22 protein-coding genes and 1 pseudogene are annotated in these 24,032 nt (G+C 58.7%); 15 read left to right on the top strand and 8 right to left on the bottom strand.

Annotation, left to right across the window (positions count from 1 at the left end):
• Positions 1-12: 12 nt before the first annotated feature.
• The gene (gene fabF / locus PL597_RS18235; RefSeq protein ID WP_269827144.1) at positions 13-1,308 is read right to left on the bottom strand and encodes a beta-ketoacyl-ACP synthase II; all 1,296 of its coding nucleotides are present in this window, start codon (positions 1,306-1,308) and stop codon (positions 13-15) included.
• A 166-nt stretch (positions 1,309-1,474) separates the two neighbouring features.
• Entirely contained in the window at positions 1,475-2,059 is a 585-nt protein-coding gene (locus PL597_RS18230; protein ID WP_142913339.1) for a TetR/AcrR family transcriptional regulator, read from the bottom strand.
• 98 nt (positions 2,060-2,157) lie between these two features.
• On the opposite strand from PL597_RS18230, the gene PL597_RS18225 reads away from it, so the two are divergent.
• The 4 genes from PL597_RS18225 to PL597_RS18210 all read left to right on the top strand — a co-directional run bounded on the left by PL597_RS18225 (position 2,158) and on the right by PL597_RS18210 (position 8,126).
• Positions 2,158-3,267 (top strand): efflux RND transporter periplasmic adaptor subunit, encoded by a 1,110-nt coding sequence (locus tag PL597_RS18225; protein WP_077984683.1) that lies wholly within the window; start codon positions 2,158-2,160, stop codon positions 3,265-3,267.
• The gene (locus tag PL597_RS18220) at positions 3,267-6,380 is read left to right on the top strand and encodes an efflux RND transporter permease subunit (RefSeq protein ID WP_271365884.1); all 3,114 of its coding nucleotides are present in this window, start codon (positions 3,267-3,269) and stop codon (positions 6,378-6,380) included. The genes PL597_RS18225 and PL597_RS18220 overlap by 1 nt, the downstream gene beginning before the upstream one ends.
• Before the next feature lie 143 nt (positions 6,381-6,523).
• Entirely contained in the window at positions 6,524-7,111 is a 588-nt protein-coding gene (locus PL597_RS18215; protein WP_271365882.1) for a glutathione S-transferase family protein, read from the top strand.
• Positions 7,112-7,313: 202 nt separating this feature from the next.
• Positions 7,314-8,126 (top strand): oxidoreductase, encoded by an 813-nt coding sequence (locus PL597_RS18210; RefSeq protein WP_271365880.1) that lies wholly within the window; start codon positions 7,314-7,316, stop codon positions 8,124-8,126.
• A 261-nt stretch (positions 8,127-8,387) separates the two neighbouring features.
• Here the strand turns inward: PL597_RS18210 and PL597_RS18205 are convergent, their stop codons facing one another.
• Complete coding sequence (locus PL597_RS18205; protein ID WP_142913342.1) at positions 8,388-9,422, bottom strand: LacI family DNA-binding transcriptional regulator; 1,035 nt, start codon at positions 9,420-9,422, stop codon at positions 8,388-8,390.
• Between the two features lie 162 nt (positions 9,423-9,584).
• Here PL597_RS18205 and PL597_RS18200 point away from each other — a divergent pair, with 162 nt between their 5' ends.
• The 5 genes from PL597_RS18200 to PL597_RS18180 all read left to right on the top strand — a co-directional run bounded on the left by PL597_RS18200 (position 9,585) and on the right by PL597_RS18180 (position 15,251).
• A complete protein-coding gene (locus tag PL597_RS18200; RefSeq protein WP_271365878.1) occupies positions 9,585-11,156 on the top strand; it encodes a sugar ABC transporter ATP-binding protein in 1,572 nt (523 codons plus the stop codon).
• Complete coding sequence (locus PL597_RS18195) at positions 11,156-12,166, top strand: ABC transporter permease (protein WP_142913344.1); 1,011 nt, start codon at positions 11,156-11,158, stop codon at positions 12,164-12,166. Before PL597_RS18200 ends, PL597_RS18195 begins: the two co-directional genes overlap by 1 nt.
• 90 nt (positions 12,167-12,256) lie before the next feature.
• Entirely contained in the window at positions 12,257-13,180 is a 924-nt protein-coding gene (locus tag PL597_RS18190) for a sugar ABC transporter substrate-binding protein (protein ID WP_271365877.1), read from the top strand.
• A gap of 110 nt (positions 13,181-13,290) precedes the next feature.
• Positions 13,291-14,295 carry a Gfo/Idh/MocA family protein gene (locus PL597_RS18185; protein WP_216331587.1) on the top strand — a complete coding sequence of 335 codons (1,005 nt, stop codon included), beginning with the start codon at positions 13,291-13,293 and terminating at the stop codon, positions 14,293-14,295.
• Entirely contained in the window at positions 14,292-15,251 is a 960-nt protein-coding gene (locus tag PL597_RS18180; protein WP_142913347.1) for a sugar phosphate isomerase/epimerase family protein, read from the top strand. The genes PL597_RS18185 and PL597_RS18180 overlap by 4 nt, the downstream gene beginning before the upstream one ends.
• A gap of 504 nt (positions 15,252-15,755) precedes the next feature.
• On the opposite strand, the pseudogene PL597_RS18175 reads toward PL597_RS18180, so the two are convergent.
• Together PL597_RS18175 and nikR are read right to left on the bottom strand one after the other, a co-directional pair.
• Positions 15,756-16,058: pseudogene (locus PL597_RS18175) on the bottom strand (integrase core domain-containing protein); the annotation flags it as partial.
• Positions 16,059-16,145: 87 nt separating this feature from the next.
• Entirely contained in the window at positions 16,146-16,553 is a 408-nt protein-coding gene (nikR, locus tag PL597_RS18170) for a nickel-responsive transcriptional regulator NikR (RefSeq protein ID WP_271365875.1), read from the bottom strand.
• A 174-nt stretch (positions 16,554-16,727) separates the two neighbouring features.
• Between nikR and nikA the strand changes: the two genes are divergently transcribed.
• From nikA to nikE, 5 genes are read left to right on the top strand one after another with little or no spacing between them, the layout of a single operon-like run.
• A complete protein-coding gene (gene nikA, locus PL597_RS18165; RefSeq protein ID WP_271365874.1) occupies positions 16,728-18,305 on the top strand; it encodes a nickel ABC transporter substrate-binding protein in 1,578 nt (525 codons plus the stop codon).
• A gap of 5 nt (positions 18,306-18,310) precedes the next feature.
• The gene (gene nikB, locus PL597_RS18160; protein WP_137412580.1) at positions 18,311-19,255 is read left to right on the top strand and encodes a nickel ABC transporter permease subunit NikB; all 945 of its coding nucleotides are present in this window, start codon (positions 18,311-18,313) and stop codon (positions 19,253-19,255) included.
• Positions 19,255-20,106, top strand: coding sequence for a nickel ABC transporter permease subunit NikC (nikC, locus tag PL597_RS18155; protein WP_269824928.1), 852 nt, complete (start codon positions 19,255-19,257; stop codon positions 20,104-20,106). Before nikB ends, nikC begins: the two co-directional genes overlap by 1 nt.
• Complete coding sequence (locus tag PL597_RS18150) at positions 20,103-20,888, top strand: nickel import ATP-binding protein NikD (RefSeq protein WP_269824961.1); 786 nt, start codon at positions 20,103-20,105, stop codon at positions 20,886-20,888. Before nikC ends, PL597_RS18150 begins: the two co-directional genes overlap by 4 nt.
• Complete coding sequence (gene nikE / locus PL597_RS18145) at positions 20,888-21,685, top strand: nickel import ATP-binding protein NikE (RefSeq protein WP_269827155.1); 798 nt, start codon at positions 20,888-20,890, stop codon at positions 21,683-21,685. Before PL597_RS18150 ends, nikE begins: the two co-directional genes overlap by 1 nt.
• Positions 21,686-21,820: 135 nt before the next feature.
• Here nikE and PL597_RS18140 read toward each other — a convergent pair whose 3' ends face one another.
• Complete coding sequence (locus tag PL597_RS18140) at positions 21,821-21,997, bottom strand: hypothetical protein (protein ID WP_271365873.1); 177 nt, start codon at positions 21,995-21,997, stop codon at positions 21,821-21,823.
• A 57-nt stretch (positions 21,998-22,054) separates the two neighbouring features.
• Between PL597_RS18140 and PL597_RS18135 the strand changes: the two genes are divergently transcribed.
• On the top strand, positions 22,055-22,222 hold the full coding sequence (locus tag PL597_RS18135) for a hypothetical protein (RefSeq protein WP_244614260.1): 168 nt from the start codon (positions 22,055-22,057) through the stop codon (positions 22,220-22,222).
• Here PL597_RS18135 and PL597_RS18130 read toward each other — a convergent pair.
• Both PL597_RS18130 and PL597_RS18125 read right to left on the bottom strand, forming a co-directional pair.
• The gene (locus tag PL597_RS18130; RefSeq protein ID WP_142913354.1) at positions 22,214-23,101 is read right to left on the bottom strand and encodes a LysR family transcriptional regulator; all 888 of its coding nucleotides are present in this window, start codon (positions 23,099-23,101) and stop codon (positions 22,214-22,216) included. The two genes, PL597_RS18135 and PL597_RS18130, sit on opposite strands and share 9 nt — an antisense overlap.
• A gap of 2 nt (positions 23,102-23,103) precedes the next feature.
• Positions 23,104-24,021, bottom strand: coding sequence for an acyl-CoA thioesterase (locus PL597_RS18125; protein WP_271365872.1), 918 nt, complete (start codon positions 24,019-24,021; stop codon positions 23,104-23,106).
• Between the last annotated feature and the right edge of the window lie 11 nt (positions 24,022-24,032).

Below are 24,032 nucleotides of genomic sequence, written 5' to 3'. Positions count from 1 at the left end.
CACGCGCGGGGGCTAGTCAGCCAATGGCGTTCGACTGCCTCTCTTCGGCCAGCGTCGAAACACTGCACTTGCATTGACCCCACCGAAGCCGAAGCCATTGGATATCGCATACTCAACATCGAGAGGTCGGGCATCGTTTGCGACAAAGTCGATGCCATTGGCCTCAAGGTCTGGTGAACTGAGATTCAAGGTCGGGGGCGCGATCTGGTGCTGGAGCGCCAGGATCGAAAAAATAGCCTCAAGGCCGCCGGCGGCCCCCAGCAGGTGCCCCGTCGCCGACTTCGTGCCGCTGACGGCGATCGACTTCTTTTGGCCGAACAGGCTCTTGATTGCTCTGAGCTCTCCGAGATCTCCAACCGGGGTCGAAGTCGCATGTGCGTTCAGATGGCCGATTTCGTGCGGGGCGATACCCGCCTGGGCGATGGCAATCTCCATCGCCCTGCGCGCGCCGCTTCCGTCCTCTGGGCCTGAGGTAATGTGGTGGGCGTCGGCTGTCGTGCCGTACCCGACGAGTTCGGCAATCGGCGTCGCACCACGAGCAAGGGCGTGGCTCAACGCTTCAATGACGAGGATGCCTGCGCCTTCACCCATCACGAAGCCGTCGCGGGCGGTGTCGAAAGGACGTGAGGCCTTGGCCGGGGTCTCGTTAAAGCCTGTCGATAGCGATCTTGCCGCTGCGAAACCACCAAGGCTGACAATGTTCATACAGGCCTCGGTTCCGCCACAAACCGCAATGTCGGCTTCATTGGACCTGATCAGTCGCGCTGCATCGCCAATCGCCTGAACGCCGGCGGCGCATGCCGTCACCGGCGCTCCCAGCGGGCCTCTGAAACCATGCCGGATAGAGACTTGTCCGGCAGCGAGATTCACGAGAAAGGATGGAATGGTGAAGGGCGAGAGGCGGCGGACGCCGCGTTGGTCGACGGTACGCACCGCCTCCGTTATCGCGGGAAAGCCACCGATGCCCGATGCGATGATTGTCGCCGTTCTCAGTTTTCCTTCTTCGGAAGCTGGCTTCCAGTTCGCCTGTGCGAGAGCCTCTTCCGCCGCCGCCAGCGCAAAGATGATGAAGCGGTCGACCTTACGTTGATCCTTCGAGGGCAGGGTCTTGTCAGGATCAAATCCTCCTTCAGGATCTTCAGCCAGGGAAGGGACCACGCCTCCGATTTTTGAAGGCAAATCCCCGACGATGTCGTCGCCCAGCCGTCGGATCCCGCTTTTGCCAGCAAGAAGCCGGGACCAGGAGATATCGACATTTGCACCAAGGGGGCTGACGGCTCCCATTCCCGTGACAACGACACGACGCATTTGCATTTCCACCTGTTAACGATCAAAATTTTGGCATGCCTTCGGCACCCGACCGAATGACCGGTCGTGAACTTGGGACATGCGGTTCGCGCTATTCTCTTCTGATAGCGTGGGGCTACGGCCGAGCTGTGACAGCTATCGGCGACGAATATCCAAAAACCATCCGTTAGCCGCCATCGCGGCCAGCAATGCGCCGGACCTCGCTCGCTGCCGCATCGAGTACACTCGTCGAAAGCGCTTCATCCCCAATGATCCTGGACAGCGTCACCGCACCGACCATCATGGACAATATTGCCATGGCCTTTTCGCTTCGAGCTTTATCGCCACCCTCTCCGATAAGCTCTTCAAGCACCTCGAAGTGTGCTCGGATACCGTCTTCAAACGGGCGCCGAACTTCGGCGGTTTGACGCGCAGCGTCGGAGCCGAGAGCAACGAGCGGGCATCCTTCTGCCTTCTCGCCACTATGGTCTTTGGAAAGGTAGAAGGTGATGATCGATTCCAGCGGATCCGACGTGTCTGCTGCGGCATCAGACCACCTTCTCGTGGCGCTCTCGAGAGCACGCCGTGATGCAAGCGCCGCAAGATCGTCCTTGGATGCGAACTGCTTGTAGAATCCACCCTGGGTGAGCCCCGCACCCTTCATCAGGTCTTTCAGGCCAATCCCGTCGAAACCATGCTCTCGAAACAAGCGGCTGGCGACGTTGATCACCCGTTCCCGGTTTTCCTCTGCCTGTAAACGGCTCACTCGCATGTGGACCTCCAATTAGATTTCATTTGACATCTATATGTCTTTTAGAGTTAGAGTGCAATCTAATATTTTCAGGATGGCCGTCAAGAAGGGGCGATGAAATGAAACGGAAACTTGTTGTCACTGCAGCAGCAGTGCTGGCGCTGGCCGCAGGCGGAGCCGCAGCGCTGCTGCTTCCGACGCAGGCACCCGAGGCAAAGGCTGCCGATCCCCGGACTTTGGCGCCACTGGTCAACCTCGCGACGGCCAGGCTTCCTGGCAATTCGAGCAGCAGCTTTACCGGAACCGTTGGTGCCCGGGTCCAGAGTAATCTCGGCTTTCGCGTTCCCGGAAAGATCGTTGAACGTTTTGTCGACGTCGGGGAGCAGGTAAGCGCTGGACAGCCATTGATGAGGCTTGACGAGACCGATCTTCGTCTTGCTCTGACCGCCAAGCGAAACGCTGTCATCGCAGCACAGGCGACATTTGTCCAAGCGAAAGCCGATGAGAAACGCTTTGCCGTGCTGGTGAAGACCTCTGCTGCCTCGACGCAGCAATATGAACGATCGAAGGCCCTGCTGGATACGGCGACGGCACAGTTGGCCGCCGCTCAGGCTGACGCCGATGTCGCGGAGAACGAAGCAAAATATGCGGTTCTCGTTGCCGATGCAGATGGAACCATTGTCGAGACGCTCGGTGAGCCGGGCCAGGTGGTAACCGCCGGGCAGCCGGTTGTCCGGCTCGCGAAGTCTGGTCCGCGCGAAGCCATTGTCTGGTTACCCGAAACCATGCGTCCTGACATTGGAGTTCAGGCTTCCGCATCGGTTTATGGCAGAAACAATGCCGAAAAGGCCAAGCTGCGCCAGATCTCCGATTCTGCCGATCAGCAGACCCGCACCTATGAAACGCGCTGGGTGCTTGAAGGGGCCGCGTCCAATGCTCCACTGGGGGCGACCGTCACCATCGAAATCGAGAACAGGGATGCGCAAAACCACGCCGAACTGCCGATAGGCGCCCTGTTGGATGACGGGACGCGCACTGGTGTCTGGGTGATCGATCAGCAATCGTCCGTCGTGAAGTTTCGTGATGTGAAAGTAGAGCGGGTAAGCGAAGAGAAAGTGGTCGTCACTAACGTCAAGCCGGGAGAGGAGGTCGTTGCGCTTGGCGCACATCTTCTGAAGGATGGAGCGCAAGTTCGCACCAGCGTTGGGACAAAAGAGGTGACAAACTGATGAACCTCAATCTGTCCGCCCTTGCGGTTCGCGAACGCGCCGTCACGCTGTTCTTCATCGTCCTTCTGTCGCTTGCCGGCGTCTATGCTTTCGTCAAGCTGGGACGCGCCGAAGACCCCTCCTTTACCATCAAGACATTGACTGTCACGACTGTCTGGCCGGGCGCAACCGCGCGCGAGATGCAGGATCTGGTTGCCGAGCCGCTGGAGAAGCGCATTCAGGAATTGGCCTGGTACGACCGGGTCGAGACAACGACGCGCCCCGGCTTTGCCTATCTTACCGTCACGCTCAAGGACAATACGCCGCCAAGCGCCGTCGCTGAAGAATTTTATCAGGCGCGCAAGAAGCTCGGCGATGAAGCCAGAAACCTGCCGCAGGGTGTTCTGGGACCATTCGTGAACGACGAATACTCCGACGTCAGCTTCGGCCTTTACGCTCTCAAGGCGCAGGGCATGCCGATGCGCGATCTCGTCCGGGAAGCGGAAAAGATCAGGCAGGACATGCTTCATGTTCCCGGCGTGAAGAAGATCAACATTCTCGGCGAACAGCCCGAGCAGATATTCGTAGACTTCTCCTATGAGAAACTCGCCACGCTCGGCATATCTCCTCAGGACATTGCCGCAGCCCTTCAACGGCGCAATACCGTTACGCCCGCTGGCTCGATCGATACGCAGGGTCCGCAGGTCTTCATTCGCCTCGACGGTGCCTATGACAGTGTTCAGTCTATCGCTGATACGCCCATCGTCGCTTCCGGCCGCGCGTTGAAGCTTTCCGACATTGCTGAGGTACGCCGGGGTTATCAGGAGCCGGCAGGCTATGTCATCCGTCATGACGGCGAGCCGGCCATCATGCTCGGCGTGGTCATGCAGGAGGGCTGGAATGGTCTGGAGCTTGGCAAGGCTCTTGAAGAGCGCTCGAGCCAGATCGCACAATCATTGCCCCTTGGCATAACGCTGACGAAGGTCAGCGATCAGGCCGTCAACATTGACGCGGCGGTGGGTGAATTCATGGTGAAGTTCGCCATGGCCCTCGGCGTCGTGCTCTTCGTCAGCCTCATTGCGCTCGGCTGGCGGGTGGGCATCGTGGTGGCTCTGGCCGTGCCTCTGACGCTTGCTGTCGTCTTCATCATCATGCTCGAGACAGGGCGCTTCTTCGACCGCATCACGCTCGGTGCATTGATCCTGGCACTTGGCCTGCTGGTCGACGACGCCATCATCGCCATCGAGGTGATGGTCGTGAAGATGGAAGAGGGTATGGATCGCATCAAGGCGGCTGCCTATGCCTGGAGCCACACTGCGGCACCGATGCTGTCGGGAACGCTTGTGACCATTATCGGCCTGATGCCGGTCGGTTTCGCCGCCTCTGCAGCGGGTGAATATGCGGGCAATATCTTCTGGATCGTCGGTTTCGCACTGATTGTTTCCTGGTTCGTGGCGGTGATCTTTACGCCCTATCTCGGCGTAAAGCTGTTGCCCGATATCAAGCCGGTGGCAGGCGGCCATCATGCGATTTACGATACGCCGAACTACAGACGCCTGCGCGGTGCGATTGAATTCACCGTCAAGCACAAGTTCCTGACCTGCGCCATTGTTGGCGTTGTCATGGCGCTTTCGGTCGTCGGGATGGGTGCGGTGAAGCAGCAGTTCTTCCCCACATCGGACCGTCCTGAGGTTCTTGTCGAAGTCCGCATGCCAGAAGGCACGAGCATCGAAACGACGACCGCCACGGTCAAGAAACTCGAGGCGTGGTTGAAGCAGCAACCCGAAGCGAAGATCGCCACCAGCTACATCGGCCAGGGCGCCCCCCGCTTCTTCTTCGCCATGTCGCCCGAACTGCCCGATCCTGCCTTCGCGAAGATCGTTGTGCTGACATCCGACGCCCATGAGCGTGAGGTGCTGAAACTGCGTCTTCGGGAAGCCGTTGCGCAAGGGCTGGCGCCCGAGGCATTCGTCCGCGTGACGCAACTCGTCTTTGGCCCCTACACGCCATTCCCCGTCGAGTTTCGGATCAAAGGACCGGATGCCGAAGAGCTGTACAAAATCTCCGAGCAGGCACTTGCTCTCATGAGCTCGGTACCTGATGTCAGAAATGCCAACCGTGACTGGGGTAATCGAACACCCGTTGTCCGGTTCGTTCCCGATCAGGATCGCCTGAACCTCATCGGCATGTCGTCCGCCGAGGCTGCCCAGCAGATACAGCTCCTGCTGAGTGGCGTTCCCGTCACGCAAGTCCGTGAGAACATCCGAAACGTTCCTGTCGTGGCGAGAAGTGCCGGCGAAATCCGCCTCGATCCTGCCAGACTCGGGGACTTCTCGCTCGTGACGAGAGACGGCCGTGCGATCCCCCTCGATCAGATCGGCCACACGGAGGTGCGCTTCGAAGAACCGATCCTCAAGCGCCGTGACAGAACGCCTGTGGTGACGGTCCGATCCGACATTAACGAGGCGACGCAACCGCCGGAGGTTTCGCAACAGGTGATGACCGCTCTTCAGCCACTCATTGCATCTCTGCCTGCTGGCTACACAATCGAGATGGGCGGCAATATCGAGGAGTCCCTCAAGGCGAATACCGCCCTGGTGAAGGTGTTCCCACTGATGATCGCAGCGACCCTGATCGTCATCATCCTTCAGGTGCGCAGCCTGTCGACGATGACGATGGTGATGCTGACAGCACCGCTCGGTCTTGCAGGCGTCGTGCCGACCCTGATCCTGTTCAACCAGCCTTTCGGGTTTAACGCGATCCTGGGTCTTATCGGCCTGGCGGGCATCCTCATGCGCAACACGTTGATCCTCACCGAGCAGATCAAGGAAAACAAGGCCGCGGGTCTGGACGACTATCATGCCGTTATCGAAGCCACGGTGCAGCGAACGAGGCCCGTCATCCTGACGGCGCTTGCCGCGGTCCTAGCCTTCATTCCCCTGACGCATTCGGTTTTCTGGGGTTCGATGGCCTACACGCTTATCGGCGGAACGGCGGTGGGTACGCTCATCATCCTGCTCTTCCTGCCGGCGCTCTATGCTGCATGGTTCCGCATCAAGCCACCCAAGGCAGACATGGGTTCGACAGAGCACGGAAACTCGGAAACAGCGCAGCATTCGCTTGCTGCGGAATAGCCAACCCGTCCCTCCGCAGCAGATGATGCCGCGGAGTGATAATACTGCCTGGCGAGAGGTGGCGTGTGTTTTGCGTGCCCACTGGACCCTTTCGGAAACCATGCCCTCGTCCCGCTTCAATCCTGCCAATGAGGAGCCTTGACATGAACCCTGTCGTATCCATCTTCAAACATCCGCCGGACGGGGGTAGGGGATATCACCGGGATATGCGCGTCAGGTGGGCTCTCGAGGAAGTCGGCCAGCCTTACACTCTACGGTATCTGACTTTTTCCGAGATGCGCCGCCCCGAATATCTGGAAATACAGCCATTCGGCCAGATGCCGATCTACCAGGAGGGCGATCTCATTCTTTTCGAATCCGGTGCGATCGTGCTTCACATAGCACAGCGTTTCGCTGGCCTCCTTCCCGATGAAGCAAATGCGCGCTCGCGTTCCATCATGTGGATGTTTGCAGCGGTCAATACGATCGAGCCCTGTATCGCCTCTGGCAGCGTTGGTCATCTCAGTCAGCGGCTCCAGCAACTGGTCGATACGCTTGGAGGGAAGGAGTGGCTTGAGGGGGCTCAGTTCAGCGCCGGTGATCTCATGATGGTGAGCGTACTGCGGTCGCTCAAGCACTCTGATATTCTGCTGGATAGCCCTGGCTTGCAGGACTACGTCGAAAGAGGCGAGCAACGATCCGCGTTCCAGCGTGCGCTGGGCAATCCACCAGCGGACAGGCGAACGGCGTGAATTGACGGCATAAGCATCCGTCACACCTGTCACTCCCCAGGCGAGAATCCCGCATTAACTCGACCGATGTTTCCCGCTTCTGACCATGCGCCTCCTCAATTTCTGTAAGCGCGTTTTATTTCGCTTGCAATCTAATTGAAATATAGATTACAAACGAAATCTATATTGATTTCTAGTCCAACGCTAGTTTTGGAGAGCGTAGATGTCGAGAGACAAGATTGTTGTGGTGACCGGAGCATCCTCCGGCATAGGGCAGGCGACCGTGAGGTTGCTGTCACAGAATGGGTTCAAGGTGTTTGCAGGATCGCGCAATCCGGACAAAAGTGGACCGGTTCCCGGTGTCGAGTACGGGCGTCTCGATGTGGACAATGACGAGTCGGTGAGGCAATTCGTCGATTGGGTTCTGTCCCGTTCAGGCCGGATTGATGTCGTGGTGAACAATGCAGGCGTCTCTCTTGTCGGGCCGGTCGAAAGCACGTCGGACGATGAGGCGAAGGCCCTTTTTGAAACCAATCTCTTTGGCCCACTGCGCATGATACGAGCGGTATTGCCTGCGATGCGACAGCAGAATTCCGGTCTGATCGTCAATGTCAGTTCGGTTCTCGGCTTTCTCCCCGCACCTTATATGGGCCTTTATGCCAGCAGCAAGCATGCGTTGGAGGGACTGTCTGAAACGCTTGACCACGAAGTTCGGCAATTCAACATTCGCTCCGTCTTGGTCGAGCCGACGTTCACGAGGACAAGTCTCGATGTCAATGCGAAGCAGACGGAGATGCGTATCGATGACTACGCCACTCAATTAGCCAAATCCAATGAGGCCGTTTTTTCCGCCATTAGGACGGCAAGCAGTCCTCAGACTGTTGCTGCCGAAATCATGGCAGCAATCACAGGTCCTCACAAAATGCGCAGGCCGGTTGGAAAACAGGCTACGCTTCTGAGCCGCCTGAAACGGTTTATTCCAGCCAAGGCATTGGATGGCGGCATCAGGAAAACGTTTGGGCTCTCCCGGCTGTAGGCATTCGCGGAGCTTGCGCACCACAAGCAGAAAGTAGGGCGTCGGCATTCGGAAACTTTACGGCTTGTCTCGGACACATTTGCTTACCTTCAGCTCCGAGGGCGGAGAGTCGATGACTGTGCGCCTGAAGGGCAAGACACCGATCGGCCCGAAGGGCCCGGATTACCGCTTGGTGGTCACGCGCTTGCATAAAAGTGTCCGACGCAACCCGCGGATTGCGTCGCGGACGGATCACCGCCGGCGCTAGCAATCAATGTTGCACTAGATGTTTGTCGCTGAATAAAACTCAAAGGGGAGAATGTGCTGAGAAAGAGTAGTTGGTCTATCAGCGTCAAGCGCTTCTGCCATGGCTCGGACCAGAGTCTCCGCCAGTAGCCTTGCAGGATGGGATAGGACCACCTTGATCAACCCCTCCGCAAGACCTGCCCTCGTTTCATTCGTCAGCTCGTGAGCAATGACGACAGGGCGTTGTGCCACAGGCCCGCCATTCTCGCGAAGGGCTTGCATTACGCCGGTGATGCCGCCGCCGGCAACGTAAAGTCCGACCAAATCCTGTTCGGTTTGGAGAAGACGGCAAGTGGCTTCATATGCGATCTCGGGTTCCTCAAGAGTGGCGACCGTTTCCAGCATTTGAAAGCCGGGCGCGCTTTCTCGAAAATACGACCGGAATCCCATTTCGTTGAGCTCCTGGGCCAGATACCGATGGCTGCCAACGAAGACAGCGACCTTGCCGCCGTTGGCATTGAGTCCCGCTATGAACCAAGCGGCGGTCCGACCCTTCTTGACGCAGTCGTTGCCGACATAAGCCGCGCGTGCGGCAGTTGAGAGGTCAGAGATCATCGTCACGACGGGAATGCCTTCGGCGGCAAGACCGTCTACGGCGTGGTTCACTTGCGGATGATCTGACGTAATTATCCCAATCACGTCCGCCTCCCGGCTGAGGGAGTAGATTGCCTCTGCAGCTTTGTCTGGTGCGAGATCGTTCATAAACCTCACGATCGGTCGCCCATGCGCATCCGGAAAAGCTTCTACGGCCGCCGTCAGCAGTTCGCCCCACATCTGGTAAAGCTTTCGATGCGACTGCTTGAGAAGGAAACCGAACTTGATAACTGGCTTGTCGTGTTCCAGCCGCCGCTCAATCGCCGTGACTCCGTGATAGCCTATCTCCCGGGCGGCATTGAGAACCCGTTCGGCGGTCTGTGCGCGGACTGGGTCGCGGCCATTCAAAACGCGATCGACCGTTGAAATACTCACGCGGGCAGCTTTGGCAAGATCTGGGATAGTCGGTCGGGACATCGAAGCCTCTCATAAAATGAAGTCAATTATGAGAGTATTTGAGAGTAAAATCCATCCCTAAGTTGACAATCAGGTCGGTTTTAGTGATTTGTTCCTCATGAAATACCGCCGTTAAGGCAGAGAGGACTTGGGAGAGTCCTTTCATTTGGAGGAAAATCTTTCATGTCCGGGACCTTGAAGGTGGCGCCGCTATCGGGCGGCGGCGGCGCTCGCGCGCCTATAAATGACGAAAACGACTTTGTCCTTGAGATGCGGTCAATCACCAAGGCTTTCCCCGGTGTGCTCGCGCTTGACGAGATGAACCTCCAGGTCCGTGCCGGTACCGTGCACGTGCTCGTTGGCGAGAACGGCGCGGGCAAGTCAACCCTTATGAAGATTCTGAGCGGTATGTACGCGATCGATGGCGGCGAGATCTATTTTCGGGGCGAAAAGCTCGATCATCAGAATGCTGCAGCGGCACTCGATCGCGGCATTTCCATGATTCATCAGGAGCTTAGCCCGGTGCTCGATATGACGATCGCCGAAAACATCTTTCTCGGTCGCGAACCTGTCCGCGCCGAAACCGGGCTTCTGTCCAAGTTCGTCGACTTCGACAGGATGAACAACGAAACAAAGGTCCTGCTCGCCCGCGTAGGCCTGCGTTACAGCCCCGACACGAAAATGCGCGAACTGTCGATCGCGACCATGCAGCTCGTCGAGATCGTCAAGGCAATCTCGCGCGAAGCCTCTCTTGTCATCATGGACGAGCCGACATCAGCAATCAGCGACACCGAAGTCGCGATGCTCTTCCGGCAGATCGCAGAGCTGAAAGCCGCTGGTGTCGCCATCATTTATATCACGCACAAGATGGATGAGATCTTCCAGATAGCCGACGACATTACCGTCATGCGCGACGGTCAATATATCGCTGCGGGACCGGCTAGTGACTACAATACAGGCACGCTTATCTCTAAGATGGTCGGGCGGACGATTTCCGAGGTATTTCCCAAAGAAGAAGTGCCGATCGGTGAGGTCGTCCTGTCGGTCGAAAACCTGACCCGCCACGGCGTCTTCGAAAACGTGAGCTTCAATGTTCGTGCTGGCGAGATTGTAGGCTTATCGGGTCTCATAGGTGCCGGCCGAACCGAGGTCGCGCGCGTGATTTTTGGACTTGATGGCGCCGACGCCGGAGTGGTCCGATTGAACGGTGCTGCTTTGAAGCTTGGCTCGCCGAGGGACGCGATCGCCAGCGGCATTGCCATGGTGTCCGAGGATCGCAAGTCGGAGGGCCTGGTTCTGTGCCGGTCCGTGGGCGAAAATATCTCTTTGGCAAACCTCAAGAAGTTCACCTCGCGGCTGTTCATCAGCGAACGGCAGGAGGAAAGCGCTGCGCAGCACATGATCAAGATGCTGCAGATCAAAACGCCCAACACAGCGATGACTGTGGAGAACTTGAGCGGCGGCAACCAGCAAAAGATCGTTCTTGCGAAATGGCTGCTGGGCGATCTGAAGCTTCTCATTCTCGATGAGCCTACGCGCGGGATCGACGTGGGATCCAAATCGGAAATTCACAAGCTCATGACCGAATTCGCCCGCCAAGGGCTCGCGATCATCATGATCTCATCCGAGCTGCCCGAAATTCTCGGGATGAGCGACCGCGTGGTGGTGATGAGCGGAGGCCGGGTGACCGGTGAACTTACAAGGAGCGAGGCGACGCAGGAAAGCATCATGCGCCTCGCCACGGGAGGACATTGATGAGTATAGATCCAGTAGCAGGAGCAGAAAAGCGGGAGGGACGGGTGCTGCGGGGTCTACGGGAGATGAGCTTCTCCCAGATCTATCGCAAGTACGGCACCGTCCTGATCTTCGTCGGCATCTGCATCCTGGCCTCGATGTTGAGCCCGACGTTTTTGACGGAAGCAAATCTCACTAACGTCCTGAGACAGGTGGTCGTTGTCAGTCTTTTGGCCTGTGGCATCACCTTCGTCATCATCCTGGGGCATATCGACGTTTCCCTCGGTTCGGTTCTTGCTCTTTGCGGGGTAATCGCGGCAAGCGTGATGTCGATGACCGGCAGCATCGTACTTGCGGTGGCAGCCGGTCTTGTCGTGGGTGTCATAACTGGCACGATCAACGGCTTCGTAATCACGTTCTTCCGAATCCCCTCGTTCATTATGACGCTTGCCATGACGACGGTCGCACGCGGAACCGTTCTGCTCTATACGGGCGGATCGCCCGTAACTGGCCTCGGTGACTTCAAGGTCATAGGACAGGGTTCACTAGGCCCAGTCCCCATCTCCGTGCTCATTCTGGCGGTAGTGGTCGTCCTGTCGTGGCTTCTGCTCAACAAAACCAAGTTCGGTCGATACGTCTATGCCGTCGGCGGGAATCAGCGCGCCGCACTTGCCTCCGGAATCAACCCCGACAGCATCGTCATCAAGGCGTTCATTTTCAATGGCGTCCTCTGTGCCGTTGCCGGCATTGTTCTGATGTCGCGCATCAATTCCGGCCAGCCCGCAGGCGGCGTTGGCTACGAGTTTGACGCGATCACGGCCGTGGTTGTCGGTGGCACCAGTCTGATGGGGGGGACCGGAACCATCACCGGTACGATCATTGGCTCCATGATCATCGGCGTTATCAACAACATCCTCAATCTCATGAATGTCAGCTCCTACTGGCAGCAGATCATCAAGGGTCTGATCATTGCGATCGCGGTGATCCTTGATGTTTGGACGAAATCAGCCCGTGGCAAGAAGAAGGCATAAACCCGTTCCAGGGACCTTCGGTCCCGGAAATAACTCTGTGTCGGCGGGATTTCCGCCCCTGCACCAACACACACCCTTTGGGAGGAAACCATGAAAGTTATCGCAAAATTTGCTTTCGCCTGCGCAGTCTCTCTGGCCGCGCTTTCTGCAACCGCCGCAACAGCAGTCGACAAGTTCGTCGTCGGTTATGCCAACATGGCCGACACCGACGTGTTCGTCATGGCACGTAAGAATGCCTTCATCGAGGCTGCCAAATCTGACCCGGCAGTGACGGTCAATTTCTCTGACGCGAATAACGATGTCAGCAAGCAACTCGACCAGATCGATAACTTCATCGCGCAGAAGGTCAATGCCATCGTTGTCGTGCCGGTCGACTATCAGGGCATTGTGCCTGGAGTTGAAAAGGCCAATGAGGCGGGCATTCCCGTGATTGCTCTCGGGATCCAGTCTGCTGGCGGCAAATATACATTTGTGGGCTCAAAGAACATCGATGCCGGCCGCCTTCAGGGCGAATACATGAAGGCGAATCTGCCGAAAGATGCGAAGATTCTCTATCTCGAAGGCACGCCGGGTCTCTCCCACACGCAGGAGCGGAAGAAGGGGTTTGAGGATGCGCTCGGCCGATCGGATGTTGCGACGCTCGCAAGTCTATCGGGCAACTATGATCGCGCCGAGGGCATGAAGGTCACGGAAGACTGGATCCAGAGCTTCCCGAACTTCGATGCCATCGTTGCTGCCAACGATCAGATGGCGCTTGGTGCTCTCGAAGCCCTGCAGGGAGCCAATCGCCTTAAGGGCGTACTGATCTCGGGCGTCGACGGCACGGCCGACGCGCTCAACGCCATCAAGGCCGGCACGATGTCCCAGACGATCTTCCAGGATGCAGCAGGGCAGGCCAAGGCTGCCTTTGAAGTTGTTGAAGGCCTGAAGAAGGGCGAACAGGCGCCGGCGGAAAAGCTGGTTCCGTTTGCCTCGATCACCAAGCAAAACGTCGATCAGTACGCAAAGAAATAACCCTCCCAAGGGAAGCGTGTCGGGAAACGAGGCCCGGCACGCAACGACACAGGCCGGTGCTCTGCTGGCGCCGGCCATCCCTTTCATCAGTTACAGAAAGATCATAGGAAATGGGTACCAGGATCGCAATCATCGGGGCGGGACTGATGGGGGCAGACCATGCAAAGATCGTGGCGGAAGATCTGCCGGGCGCAACGCTCCAAGTCGTGTGCGACATGGACGCTGATCGGGCGAGAAAAGTCGCGGACCGCTACGGCGCTCGGGATGTGGACGTGAATCCGGATGGTATCGCGGCACGACCGGACGTCGATGCGATCATCATTGCGAGCCCGGACTTTACGCACGCGACCCTTTCGTTGTCCTGCATCAAGGCGGGCAAGCGGGTCCTTTGTGAAAAGCCCCTTTCGCAATCGTCATCGGAGTGCCTCGATATTCTCAAGGCGGAGGAGCAGGCTGGTGAGCGCTTCATCATGCTTGGCTTCATGCGCCGCTTCGATCAGTCGTACGTCGAGATGAAGCGAGCCGTGCAGGATGGTGCGATCGGCCGAGCCCTCATGATGCATAACTTCCACCGCAACGTGGCGACCCCGGCTGCCGACTTTACCGGTGCGATGGCTATTACCAATTCGGCACCCCATGAATTCGACGTGGTGCGCCATGTCCTTGGCACCGAATACATTTCGATTTCTGCGTTCCAGCCAAAGCGCTCCGACACCCTCGTCGCGCCCGTTCATATGGTGCTTGAGACGGCGGACGGTCAGCTTGTCAACATCGAGATCAACAACAACGCAGCCTATGGCTACGATGTTCGTGCCGAACTGGTGGGCGAAAAGGCGACAATAGCGATGAACCCGGTGAACTACACGCGGGTCGACCGTAATCTGGGACAGAGCACGAGCTACGAGGCCGACTGGCGTGGCCGCTACCATGAGGCCTACCGGCGTCAGAACAGGGCATTCCTGCGCTTCGCGGAGAGCGGCTTGTTCCCAGAGACGGCGTCCAGCAGTTGGGACGGGTACTGCGCCGCCGTCGTTGCCGAGGCGGGAGTGCAAGCGCTGAACAAGGGACACAAGATGCCCGTGGAGATGATCATGAAGCCGGAGTTCTACGCATGAAGCTGGGTTTTGTTTCAGACAGTCTGGGTGGTCTGCCGTTCGACGAGATGCTCGACCATGCCCGCCGGCTCGGGGTTTCCGGAGTGGAAGTCAACACCTGCGGCTGGTCCACCGCTCCGCACTTTGACCTGCCGGGGATATTGAAGGACGGTAACGTGCGGAAGGGCTTCCTCGCGTCCTTCGCAGACCGTGGACTGGAGGTCATCAGCCTCAACGCCAACGGAAACCCGCTGCATCCGACTGACCCCGCGCAAGGGCAGGGCCTTGAGGATACAATCCGAGCGGCCGGCGAGCTCGGGGTTAGTACTGTCTGCTCCATGTCGGGCCTCCCCGCCGGAAACGCAACGGACACCATGCCGAACTGGGTGGTTTCCTCCTGGCCTCCCGAAACGCAGGCCATACTCCGGTATCAATGGGAGGAGAAACTTATCCCGTACTGGACGAGGATCGCTGCGCTGGCAAAGGAACACGGGGTCGAACGCATCGCGCTGGAACTTCATGGCAACCAATGCGTCTACAACGTTCCGTCCCTGCTCAGACTGCGGGAGGCGGTGGGCCCTGTCATCGGCGCAAACCTGGACCCCTCCCATCTTTTCTGGATGGGCGCCGATCCTCTTGTGGCGGCGGAAGCGCTCGGCGAGGCCGTCTATCACGTCCATGCCAAGGACACATTCCTGAACTCTCCGAAACAGGCCGTTGGCAGCCTCCTAGAGAACGGGAGCCTGATGGACATTCCCGCCAGGAGCTGGTCCTATATCACGCTCGGTTTCGGCCACGGAGAGGAATGGTGGCGACAGTTCTGCTACAGGCTGAAGATGGCAGGCTACGACGGCTGGCTTTCTATCGAGCATGAAGACGTCCTTCTGAACAGCCTGGAAGGTCTGGAGAAGTCTGTGGCGCTGCTCCAAGCCGTCATGCCAGTCGCCAAGAGCGACTTCAAACCGCAGGCGATCTAGGAGCCGCCAAACGGACCCCTGCTCAAGATCAATTCGCTGCCGGCGGCATGCTTCCGGCAGAAAGTCGTCTGCGCCGAGGCGGGCGCGGTTCAACACGTATCAGAGACGCGAACATGCAGAAAACGCTCGACGTCATCACCATCGGCCGTGCCGGAGTAGACCTTTACGGCGCTCAGGTCGGCGGCCCACGTAATCCTTCATTTCAGTGATGATCCAGTTGCTCGCCCGTTAACAGCGAAAGGATAGACTTAGTATAGGGGAAATCCCGTGCGCGGGTAAACTTGCACCAAATCGGTAAATGTTATGGGACAACAAAGCGGCTGCTCTTCGCATGTGCGAACCGAAAGCGGACCGCCATCTTGCGGCCCTAAATCGCTCAGTTCATCACTTGAGGTGGATGTCCGAATTGGGGCACAATGGACCAAGTGGAAACGATTTCCGCAGATGTGCTTATTAACTAGCTGAATTTGCAAGTCTCTATAGAATCAGGCCCCCGCAACCAAATCCCAGTTTCTGTCCGGCCAGCACGGTCGATATGTTGATCTTCTTGCGATAGAGGCAGGCGCGTCCACAATTGGTGACGATGATGTCCCGATCATGGAAGGGGTAATCAATCTCCGGCAGGCCAATGTAGGGTCGCAAAGAGGCGGTGTAGAGATCGGCCGGCACTTTCATGCCGATAGCCTCATGCGGCCTTTCACCATTGAATTCGCTGACGAATGCATCGAAGCGTGCCTGTTGCTGAAGAAGGTTACCTTCGGGCGGGCGAGTTGCCTGCTTCTTCAATGTCAGATGCATGCGCTCATGAGCATGCGCTGCAGTGCGCTGATCGGTGTTGGGATAATCGTCGGTGGCCTCGGCACTATCAGGCCCATCTGGCCTGCCGGTCAGGCTTCAGGACTTGTGTGCCGGGACAATATGCAGGCGACCATAACGCACGGAACGCTCGGCGATAACGTGATCGGCAAAATGCTGAACCTCGCCCATCGGCCCCTTGAGCACGCCGACTTCAAGACAGTTCTCAGCATCGAGATGCACATGCATGCTGGCAATGGTCAAGTCATGGTGGTCATGGAACGTGCCGGTCAGTCGGCGGGCCAGATCGCGGGCAGTGTGGTCGTAGACATAGGACAAGACGCCGACGCAGTTCTGGTTGGAGCCCTGTTCCTGCGCCGCCTGCTTCAGGCCAGCGCGTGCCAGGTCTCGCAAGGCTTCCGATCGGTTCTGATAACCCTTGGTCTCGATGGCACGGTCGAGTTCCGCCATGAGGTCTTCATCGATGGTGATCGTAATCCGGTGCATAGCCAAATCCTTCCTGACATCAGCCCACAAGGTCAGATGGTTCTGGCCTCCGCGTCGCCTATTGTCCAGTCGGAAGTACGGCAAACAGCGTATGTCGGGATTGACGGCACTGCAAGTATGATGTTCTTTGCAAATCAGCATACTTTCCATCGGATTTCCTGAGAGATCAGTTTCATGTTCAAGAACACATTGCGCGGCCTCGCATTCGCATTGTCGCTTGCCGCTTCGTTTTCCGCGTCCCACGCCCTTGCCGAGCAGAACCTCAATTTCTCCTGGCCGATGAATGTCGGGCCGCTCAATCCGCATCTGTATTCGCCTAACCAAATGTTCGCGCAGAACATGGTCTATGAAACGCTGGTTCGCTATGAAGCCGACGGCACGATCAAGCCGTGGCTTGCAGAATCCTGGGAAAGCTCCGCCGATGGGCGCAGCTATACGTTCAAGCTGCGCGAAGATGTCAAATTCTCCAATGGCGAGACATTCGACGCTGCAGCGGCAAAGGCGAACTTCGATGCGGTGCTCGCCAACCGCTCGCGCCATGCATGGTTGGAGCTTGCCAACCAGATTGTCTCGACCGAGGTCGTCGATCCCTACAGGCTGAAGGTTACGCTGAAGGAGGCCTATTATCCGCTGCTGCAGGAACTGGCGCTTCCGCGCCCGTTCCGTTTCGTCGCGCCTTCGCAGTTCAAGGATGGCGGCACCAAGGACGGTATTGTGGCGCCGGTCGGCACGGGGCCTTGGAAGCTAACCGAAACCCTTCTCGGCGAACGCGACGTCTTCACGCGCAATGACGGCTATTGGGGACAGAAGCCGGCCTATGACAAGGTCACGGTTAAGGTAATCCCCGATCCGAACACCCGCGCCATTGCCTTCGAAACCGGCGAGATCGATCTGATCTACGGCACGGACGGCCCGATCTCACCTGATACCTATGAGCGATTCAACAAGATGGGCACCGTTACGGCAGCGCTGTCCGAGCCATTGGAAACACGCGTTCTCGCCATCAACACCAATCAAGGTGCCACCCGCGACCTGGCCGTCCGCAAGGCGATCAATCACGCGGTGGACAAGGACACGATGATCGCGACCATCCTCTATGGCACGCAGCGCCGGGCAGACACCCTGTTCGCCACCAATGTCCCCTATGCGAATATCGGCCTCAAGCCCTATGCCTATGATCCCACCGAGGCGAAGCGGCTACTCGACGAAGCAGGCTGGAAAAGCGAAGGCGGCGGTGTCCGCAGCAAAGATGGGCAGCCGCTGTCCATCGAACTCTGCTTCATCGGCACGGACGCTGTCAGCAAGTCGATTTCCGAGATCGTCCAGGCCGATCTTCGCAAGATCGGCATCGATGTGAAGCTGACCGGCGAAGAGGAGAGCGCGATCTATGCGCGCCAGCACGATGGCCGCTTCGGGCTGATCTTCAACCGCACCTGGGGCGCTCCTTACGATCCGCACGCCTTCGTAAGCTCGATGCGCGTTCCCTCCCATGCTGACTATCAGGCGCAGCTCGGCCTGCCGGACAAAGCCGAGATCGATGCCAAGATCGGCAAGGTGCTGATTTCCACCGACGAGACGGCACGGCAGGCGCTGTACCGGGATATCCTGACGCGGCTCCATGAAGAGGCGGTCTATCTGCCGCTGACCCATGTCACGGCCATCGCCGTTGCCAAGCCCGAAGTCGGTGCAATCCCCTTTGGCGCGATGTCGAGCGAGATACCCTTCGATCGCCTGGCGCCGAAGGCGAACTGAGTTCCATGACCGGGTTCATTCTCCGGCGGGTCATCCTGCTCGTGCCCATGTTGCTCGGCGCCTCGCTCGTCATCTTTCTGATGCTGCGATTGGGGCCGAGTGACCCGGCCATGGATTACCTGCGTCTGTCCAAAGTGCCGCCGACGCCGCAGGCGCTCGCCGATGCGCGCCAGATGCTAGGACTCGATCGATCCATCGCCGTTCAGTATTTCGATTGGCTCGGCAAGGCGGTGCGCGGTGATTTCGGAGTATCCTATGCGACGCAGCGGCCCGTGCTGCCGGATCTCCTGCATTTCCTCCCGGCGACGCTGCAACTCGCCGGTGTGGCGCTGGCTTTGACAATCGGTATTTCCGTCCCGCTCGGTGTCTGGGCCGCGCGATATCGTGAGCGCTGGCCCGATCAGGCGGTCCGTTTCCTCGCCTTTCTCGGTGTTTCCATGCCGAACTTCTGGCTCGGCTTCCTGCTGGTCATGGTGTTTTCGGTGCACCTTGGCTGGTTGCCACCGATGGGCCGCGGCGGTATCGCAAATATCGTCATGCCGGCAATTGCGGTTTCCTTCATGTCGCTCGCCATCAATGCCCGGCTGCTGCGCGCCAGCATGCTTGAAGTCGCGGGCCAGCGACATGTCCGCTACGCCCGTCTGCGAGGCCTCTCGGAGAGAGAGGTGGAGAGGTCACATATCCTGCGCAATGCCTGGCTGCCGATCATCACGGCAATGGGCATGCATATCGGCGAACTGCTGGGCGGTACGCTGGTGATCGAAAGCATATTCGGCTGGCCCGGCGTCGGACGTTATGCCGTTTCGGCCATCATGAACCGGGACTATCCCGTCATCCAATGTTTCACGCTGGTCATGGTAACGATCTTCGTCGTCTGCAACCTGATCGTCGATATCATCTATGCCTGGGCCGATCCGCGCATCCGGCTATCCGCCGAAGGGGTCGAATAATGACCGTCTCACCGACACGGGCGAAAATCCTCGCGCCGCGCCTCAGCACCTATATCGCTTGCTGCATCATCGTCCTTCTTGTGCTGGCGGCAATCGCGGGGCCGTGGATATCGCCGCACGATCCCGACCAGGTCGAATTGACCCAGCGGCTGCGGGCGCCCGACGCGACCTTTCTGCTCGGAACCGATCATCTCGGCAGGGATATTCTTTCGCGGCTGATCGCGGGCACGCGCGTGTCGCTCGGCTCCGTGGCAATCACCCTCGTGGTGATCCTGGGTCTCGGTATCACCATCGGCGGCATATCCGGTTTTATCGGCGGTCGTGTCGACCAGATCATCATGCGGATCACCGATGTGTTCCTCACCTTCCCGACGCTGGTTCTGGCACTCTTCATGATTGGCATGCTCGGAACCGGCCTCGTCAATGTCATCATCGCGATCGCGCTATCGCACTGGGCATGGTACGCGCGCATCGTCCGCGGCATCGTGCTGTCGCTGCGGCACAGGGAATTCCTGCTGGCGGCGCGTCTCAGTGGCGCGGGGCCAATCCGTATCTTCGTCGAGCACCTGCTGCCCGCTACACTGTCGCAGCTCCTGGTGCTCGCGACACTCGATATCGGCCATATGATGCTCCATGTCTCCGGCCTGTCGTTCCTCGGCCTCGGCGTGACGCCGCCGACTGCCGAATGGGGCGTGATGATCAGCGATGCAAGGCAATTCGTCTGGACCGCGCCGATGCTGATCTTCTGGCCCGGTTTTGCGCTGTTCATCGCCGTCATGGCCTTCAACATCCTCGGCGATGCGCTGCGCGACCGCCTCGACCCGCATCTGAGGGCAGAACATTGCCACTGACAGCGAAGAGCCTTTCCATTCGCAACGTGACGGTGACCGCGCCTCATGGCGACCATGCACATGTTCTTGTCGATGACCTGTCTTTGACGCTGCAGCCCGGCCGCGTGCTGGCCCTGGTCGGCGCCAGCGGATCGGGCAAATCCATGGCCTGTGCGGCAAGTCTCGGGGTATTGCCGCCGGGCGTGCTGCTCGAAGCCGGCGAAGTGCTGCTAGACGGCAAATCGATGCCAGCGCGGGAGTTGCGTGGCAGGCATGTCGCGACGATCATGCAAAACCCGCGCAGCGCCTTCAATCCCGTCCTTACCATGCGCGACCACGCGGTCGAAACGTTGAAAGCGCTTGATCGCCATGGAGCGGACGCGGAGCACGGGATTGAACTGGCCATGGCCGAAGTGGGCCTGGAGGAGCCGCAGCGGGTTCTTGACATGCATGCCTTCGAGATGAGTGGCGGCATGCTTCAACGCATGATGATCGCATTGGCGTTGCTGAGCGAAGCCCCCTACCTCTTTGCCGACGAACCGACGACCGACCTGGACCTCGTCGTGCAGATGCGCATCCTTGAGCTGATCGAAAAGCTTGTGCGGGAGCGTGGCCTCGGCGTCCTGCTGGTTACGCACGACATGGGCGTGGTGGCAAGGCTCGCCGACGACGTCGCGGTGCTGGATTTCGGCATGCTGGTGGAGCAGGCGCCGGTCGAGGAGATCTTCAGCACTCCACGCCATGAGGTCACGCGCATGCTGGTGGAGGCCCATCTCGCGCTTTACGGAATGGAGCTTGCCTGATGATCCTGATCAGCGCCGATAACATCAGCAAAACCTATCGGACTTTCTCGGTGGTCGGGGCCAGCGCGCCGCGTAAAGTGCTGGATCAGGTTTCGCTCTCGATCAACGATGGTGAGACCGTTGCCCTTCTCGGCCGCAGTGGTTGCGGCAAGAGCACGCTCGCCCGCTTGTTGTGCGGGCTTGAACGGCTCGACAGCGGTGCGGTGTCCTACCGGGGCACGCCAATCGATAAGCTTGGAAAAGGCGAACGGCTGTTTCGCCGCGAAGTGACGCTGGTGTTTCAGGACTCCCTGAGTGCGGTAAACCCGCGCTTCGATGTCCGGGCCGCCATCAGCGAGCCGCTCAGGCACCTGACAGGCCTCGATGCATCCGCGCGTGACGCCCGCGTCGCCGAACTGCTCGACATGGTGCAGCTGTCGGCCGACATCGCCGATCGGCTGCCATCGCAGGTCAGCGGGGGCCAGTTGCAGCGGATCTGCATCGCCCGCGCGCTCGCGCCGAAACCCAAGCTGATCATTCTCGACGAAGCCGTGTCGAACCTCGATATCCACCTTCAGGCCTCGGCGCTCGCGTTGCTATCCGAATTGCAGAAGAAACAAGGTATTGCTTACCTCTTCGTCACCCACGATCTAAGGCTGGTCGAGCGTTTTGCCGACAGGGTTATCGTGATGGAGGAAGGTAAAATCGTCGAAGAATGTGCGACGGGAGAGATCGAGCGGCTGTCGCATCCGGCGTCTCGTCTCCTGAAGGACGCCGTTTTGCCGGCTCTACCCCACAAGCGCTCCGGTTGCGTGTAGGTCTCGACGCGTTAGAAGGCACTGCTTCGCGTATGTTGAGTATCGAGTATAACCAATAACTTAGTCCTCAACTCAGCAAATCCGCTCTTCACTGCCTGTTCTCATCCGCCAATCCGCCCCATGTTGGTCCAATTCTCAACCTAGCTGGACGACGTCATCAGCCACCGCCCGGACAAGACGGAGGTCATGGCTGGTCAGCAGAAGGCTCATGCGCTGCTCATCCACGAGATCGCGGAGAAGCTCTATCGTCTGCCTTTGCACCAGCGGATCGAGCCTTGAGGTCGGCTCATCTGGTTGTGTACAATGCGGCATTTGAACGCCATCATTGGTCGCTGAGCTCACCTGAAGCGATGGCGCTATCATTGAGGGATGATTGATGTCAGCAAACGCGACGAGTTTTACCAGCAGGCATATTGCGGCGGCGTCTGTTCCCTGCGCGACAGCAATATCCACCGCCGCAGCCAGGGCCGTGAGCCGATCGAGATCGGCAAGCTCTATTACAGCAATGTCGATGCTGACAACGACGTGTCAGGCTGAGGCCATGCGCGACGTCGCGAGAAAACCGGCGATGAAGTCAACGGCCTCTTCACCGCTTCTCAAACCGAGGTGAATACTCTTCTGTATCCCTGATTTGCCGATACTGACGGGACGAACTCCGAGCTCGGCGGCTTCCCGACGCACCAGCCAGTTCGGGATGGCGCTGACGCCGCGACCGGCTGCGACGAGCTGTAGCATCATTTCCGTGGTCTCGACATTCCGGTGGTGGCGCGGGCGGCAATTTGCAGGCGCAAGGAAATGCGTGAACACATCCAGCCGCTCGGGTGGCACAGGATAGGTGAAGAGCGTTTCATCCAGCAGATCCGCAGGTTCGGCATGGTCCTTGGCCGCCAGAGAGTGATCGGCCGGTACGGCAAGAACCAGTTCGTAGTCGAACACCGGTAGATAATGGATGCTAGGCGCTTCGATCGGGTCCGGGGTGATCAGGATATCGATCTCGTATCCGGTCAGCGCCGCCACGCCGCCAAAAGCAAATGATGTCGTCAGTTCCAGGTCCACATGCGGCCAGTCTACCAGATAGGGCTTTGTCACGCCCATCAGCCATTGGTGACAGGGATGGCATTCCATCCCGATCTTGAGCGAGCCTCGCTGTCCGTAGCGGTAGTCGGACAAGACATCCTCAGCCCTTTCGATCTGTGGCAGGACGCGCTGCGCCAGCGCGACGATGTAGCGGCCGGCCTCGGTGAGACGAAGATTGCGGCCGTCCTTTTCCCACATGGAGACCCCATAGCGTTCTTCGAGCTTGCGGATCGTGTGGCTCAGCGCGGACTGGGTCACATTCAGCCGTTCTGCCGCCGCCGTCAGACTGCCCATGCGATCGACTTCGCGCAGGATCGACAGATGTTGCCTGTCCAGCATCGTTATGCGCCTCCTTGGTCGAGGGGAAAGACTTCTATCTGTTCGCTTTCTCGAACAGGAACCGGCCGGTGATCTTCGTCGACCGCGACCATGGTGAAATGTCCGGTAGCCGTGATATGCCGCTCGCCCGTCAGAAGGTTTTCCGACCAGAGTTTTGTCTCGACGGACATGGAACTGCGGCCAACGCTCGCGACACGTGCCTCCGCCTCGACGATTTCGCCGATCTCGATTGGCCTTGCGAAGTCGATACGCTCGGATGATGCCAGCACCACTAGCTTTCCGGAGTAGCGCGATGCCGTCACGAACGCAGCTTTTGTCATGTAGGCGATTGCCTCGCCCCCGAACATCCGGCCGACGCTGTTAGCCTGATCCGGAAAGACGATTTCGACCATGGCAAGCATCTCGCTTTCGCCCGGCGCGTCCTCGGGAAGCAGTTTGGGTAAGGCGTAATGCGCGGCGTTCTCGCCCTCTGGAACGGCAACCATATGGAAGACGCCGCGCGTACAGGTATGCCGTTGACGGCCGACAATCGTCTCTGCCACCATCTCGACCTCAACAGTCAGGGAACGGCGGCCAGCCTTGACGGGTCTTGCCGTGAATTCGACGATGTGCCCGATGCGTGCGGGCTGTTTGAAATCGATACGTTCGCAGGACGCGGTCACAAAGGGTGCGCGCCCGAAGCGGGTCGCCGCGATGAAAGCGACTCGATCCATAAGGGCGAGGCCGGTCCCTCCGAACAGAGTTCCGTGATGGTTTGTGTCACCAGGGAAGACGATATCGACGAGTTGTGTTGTCGACAGGTGCTGCATGGGCTTGTCTGTCGTGTCGGTGCTGATCATCGGCGCTGCCATCAGGTTGTGGCAGGGCTGGGCAATGACGCAGAGACGACGGCGCGGAGATGCCGATCGCGAAAGCGGCACTCCGGGACACC

Origin of the sequence: Agrobacterium sp. ST15.13.013, assembly GCF_027956525.1 — a bacterium.
In the GTDB taxonomy this organism is placed as follows: domain Bacteria; phylum Pseudomonadota; class Alphaproteobacteria; order Rhizobiales; family Rhizobiaceae; genus Agrobacterium; species Agrobacterium salinitolerans.
This window is presented reverse-complemented; position numbering and strand designations above follow the sequence as displayed.

Bases quoted from the DNA above. Each gene is read 5' to 3' on its own strand.
- fabF (WP_269827144.1), bottom strand. From the start codon at position 1,308: ATGCGTCGTGTCGTTGTCACGGGAATGGGAGCCGTCAGCCCCCTTGGT.
- PL597_RS18230 (WP_142913339.1), bottom strand. From the start codon at position 2,059: ATGCGAGTGAGCCGTTTACAGGCAGAGGAAAACCGGGAACGGGTGATC.
- PL597_RS18225 (WP_077984683.1), top strand. From the start codon at position 2,158: ATGAAACGGAAACTTGTTGTCACTGCAGCAGCAGTGCTGGCGCTGGCC.
- PL597_RS18220 (WP_271365884.1), top strand. From the start codon at position 3,267: ATGAACCTCAATCTGTCCGCCCTTGCGGTTCGCGAACGCGCCGTCACG.
- PL597_RS18215 (WP_271365882.1), top strand. From the start codon at position 6,524: ATGAACCCTGTCGTATCCATCTTCAAACATCCGCCGGACGGGGGTAGG.
- PL597_RS18210 (WP_271365880.1), top strand. From the start codon at position 7,314: ATGTCGAGAGACAAGATTGTTGTGGTGACCGGAGCATCCTCCGGCATA.
- PL597_RS18205 (WP_142913342.1), bottom strand. From the start codon at position 9,422: ATGTCCCGACCGACTATCCCAGATCTTGCCAAAGCTGCCCGCGTGAGT.
- PL597_RS18200 (WP_271365878.1), top strand. From the start codon at position 9,585: ATGTCCGGGACCTTGAAGGTGGCGCCGCTATCGGGCGGCGGCGGCGCT.
- PL597_RS18195 (WP_142913344.1), top strand. From the start codon at position 11,156: ATGAGTATAGATCCAGTAGCAGGAGCAGAAAAGCGGGAGGGACGGGTG.
- PL597_RS18190 (WP_271365877.1), top strand. From the start codon at position 12,257: ATGAAAGTTATCGCAAAATTTGCTTTCGCCTGCGCAGTCTCTCTGGCC.
- PL597_RS18185 (WP_216331587.1), top strand. From the start codon at position 13,291: ATGGGTACCAGGATCGCAATCATCGGGGCGGGACTGATGGGGGCAGAC.
- PL597_RS18180 (WP_142913347.1), top strand. From the start codon at position 14,292: ATGAAGCTGGGTTTTGTTTCAGACAGTCTGGGTGGTCTGCCGTTCGAC.
- nikR (WP_271365875.1), bottom strand. From the start codon at position 16,553: ATGCACCGGATTACGATCACCATCGATGAAGACCTCATGGCGGAACTC.
- nikA (WP_271365874.1), top strand. From the start codon at position 16,728: ATGTTCAAGAACACATTGCGCGGCCTCGCATTCGCATTGTCGCTTGCC.
- nikB (WP_137412580.1), top strand. From the start codon at position 18,311: ATGACCGGGTTCATTCTCCGGCGGGTCATCCTGCTCGTGCCCATGTTG.
- nikC (WP_269824928.1), top strand. From the start codon at position 19,255: ATGACCGTCTCACCGACACGGGCGAAAATCCTCGCGCCGCGCCTCAGC.
- nikE (WP_269827155.1), top strand. From the start codon at position 20,888: ATGATCCTGATCAGCGCCGATAACATCAGCAAAACCTATCGGACTTTC.
- PL597_RS18140 (WP_271365873.1), bottom strand. From the start codon at position 21,997: ATGCCGCATTGTACACAACCAGATGAGCCGACCTCAAGGCTCGATCCG.
- PL597_RS18135 (WP_244614260.1), top strand. From the start codon at position 22,055: ATGATTGATGTCAGCAAACGCGACGAGTTTTACCAGCAGGCATATTGC.
- PL597_RS18130 (WP_142913354.1), bottom strand. From the start codon at position 23,101: ATGCTGGACAGGCAACATCTGTCGATCCTGCGCGAAGTCGATCGCATG.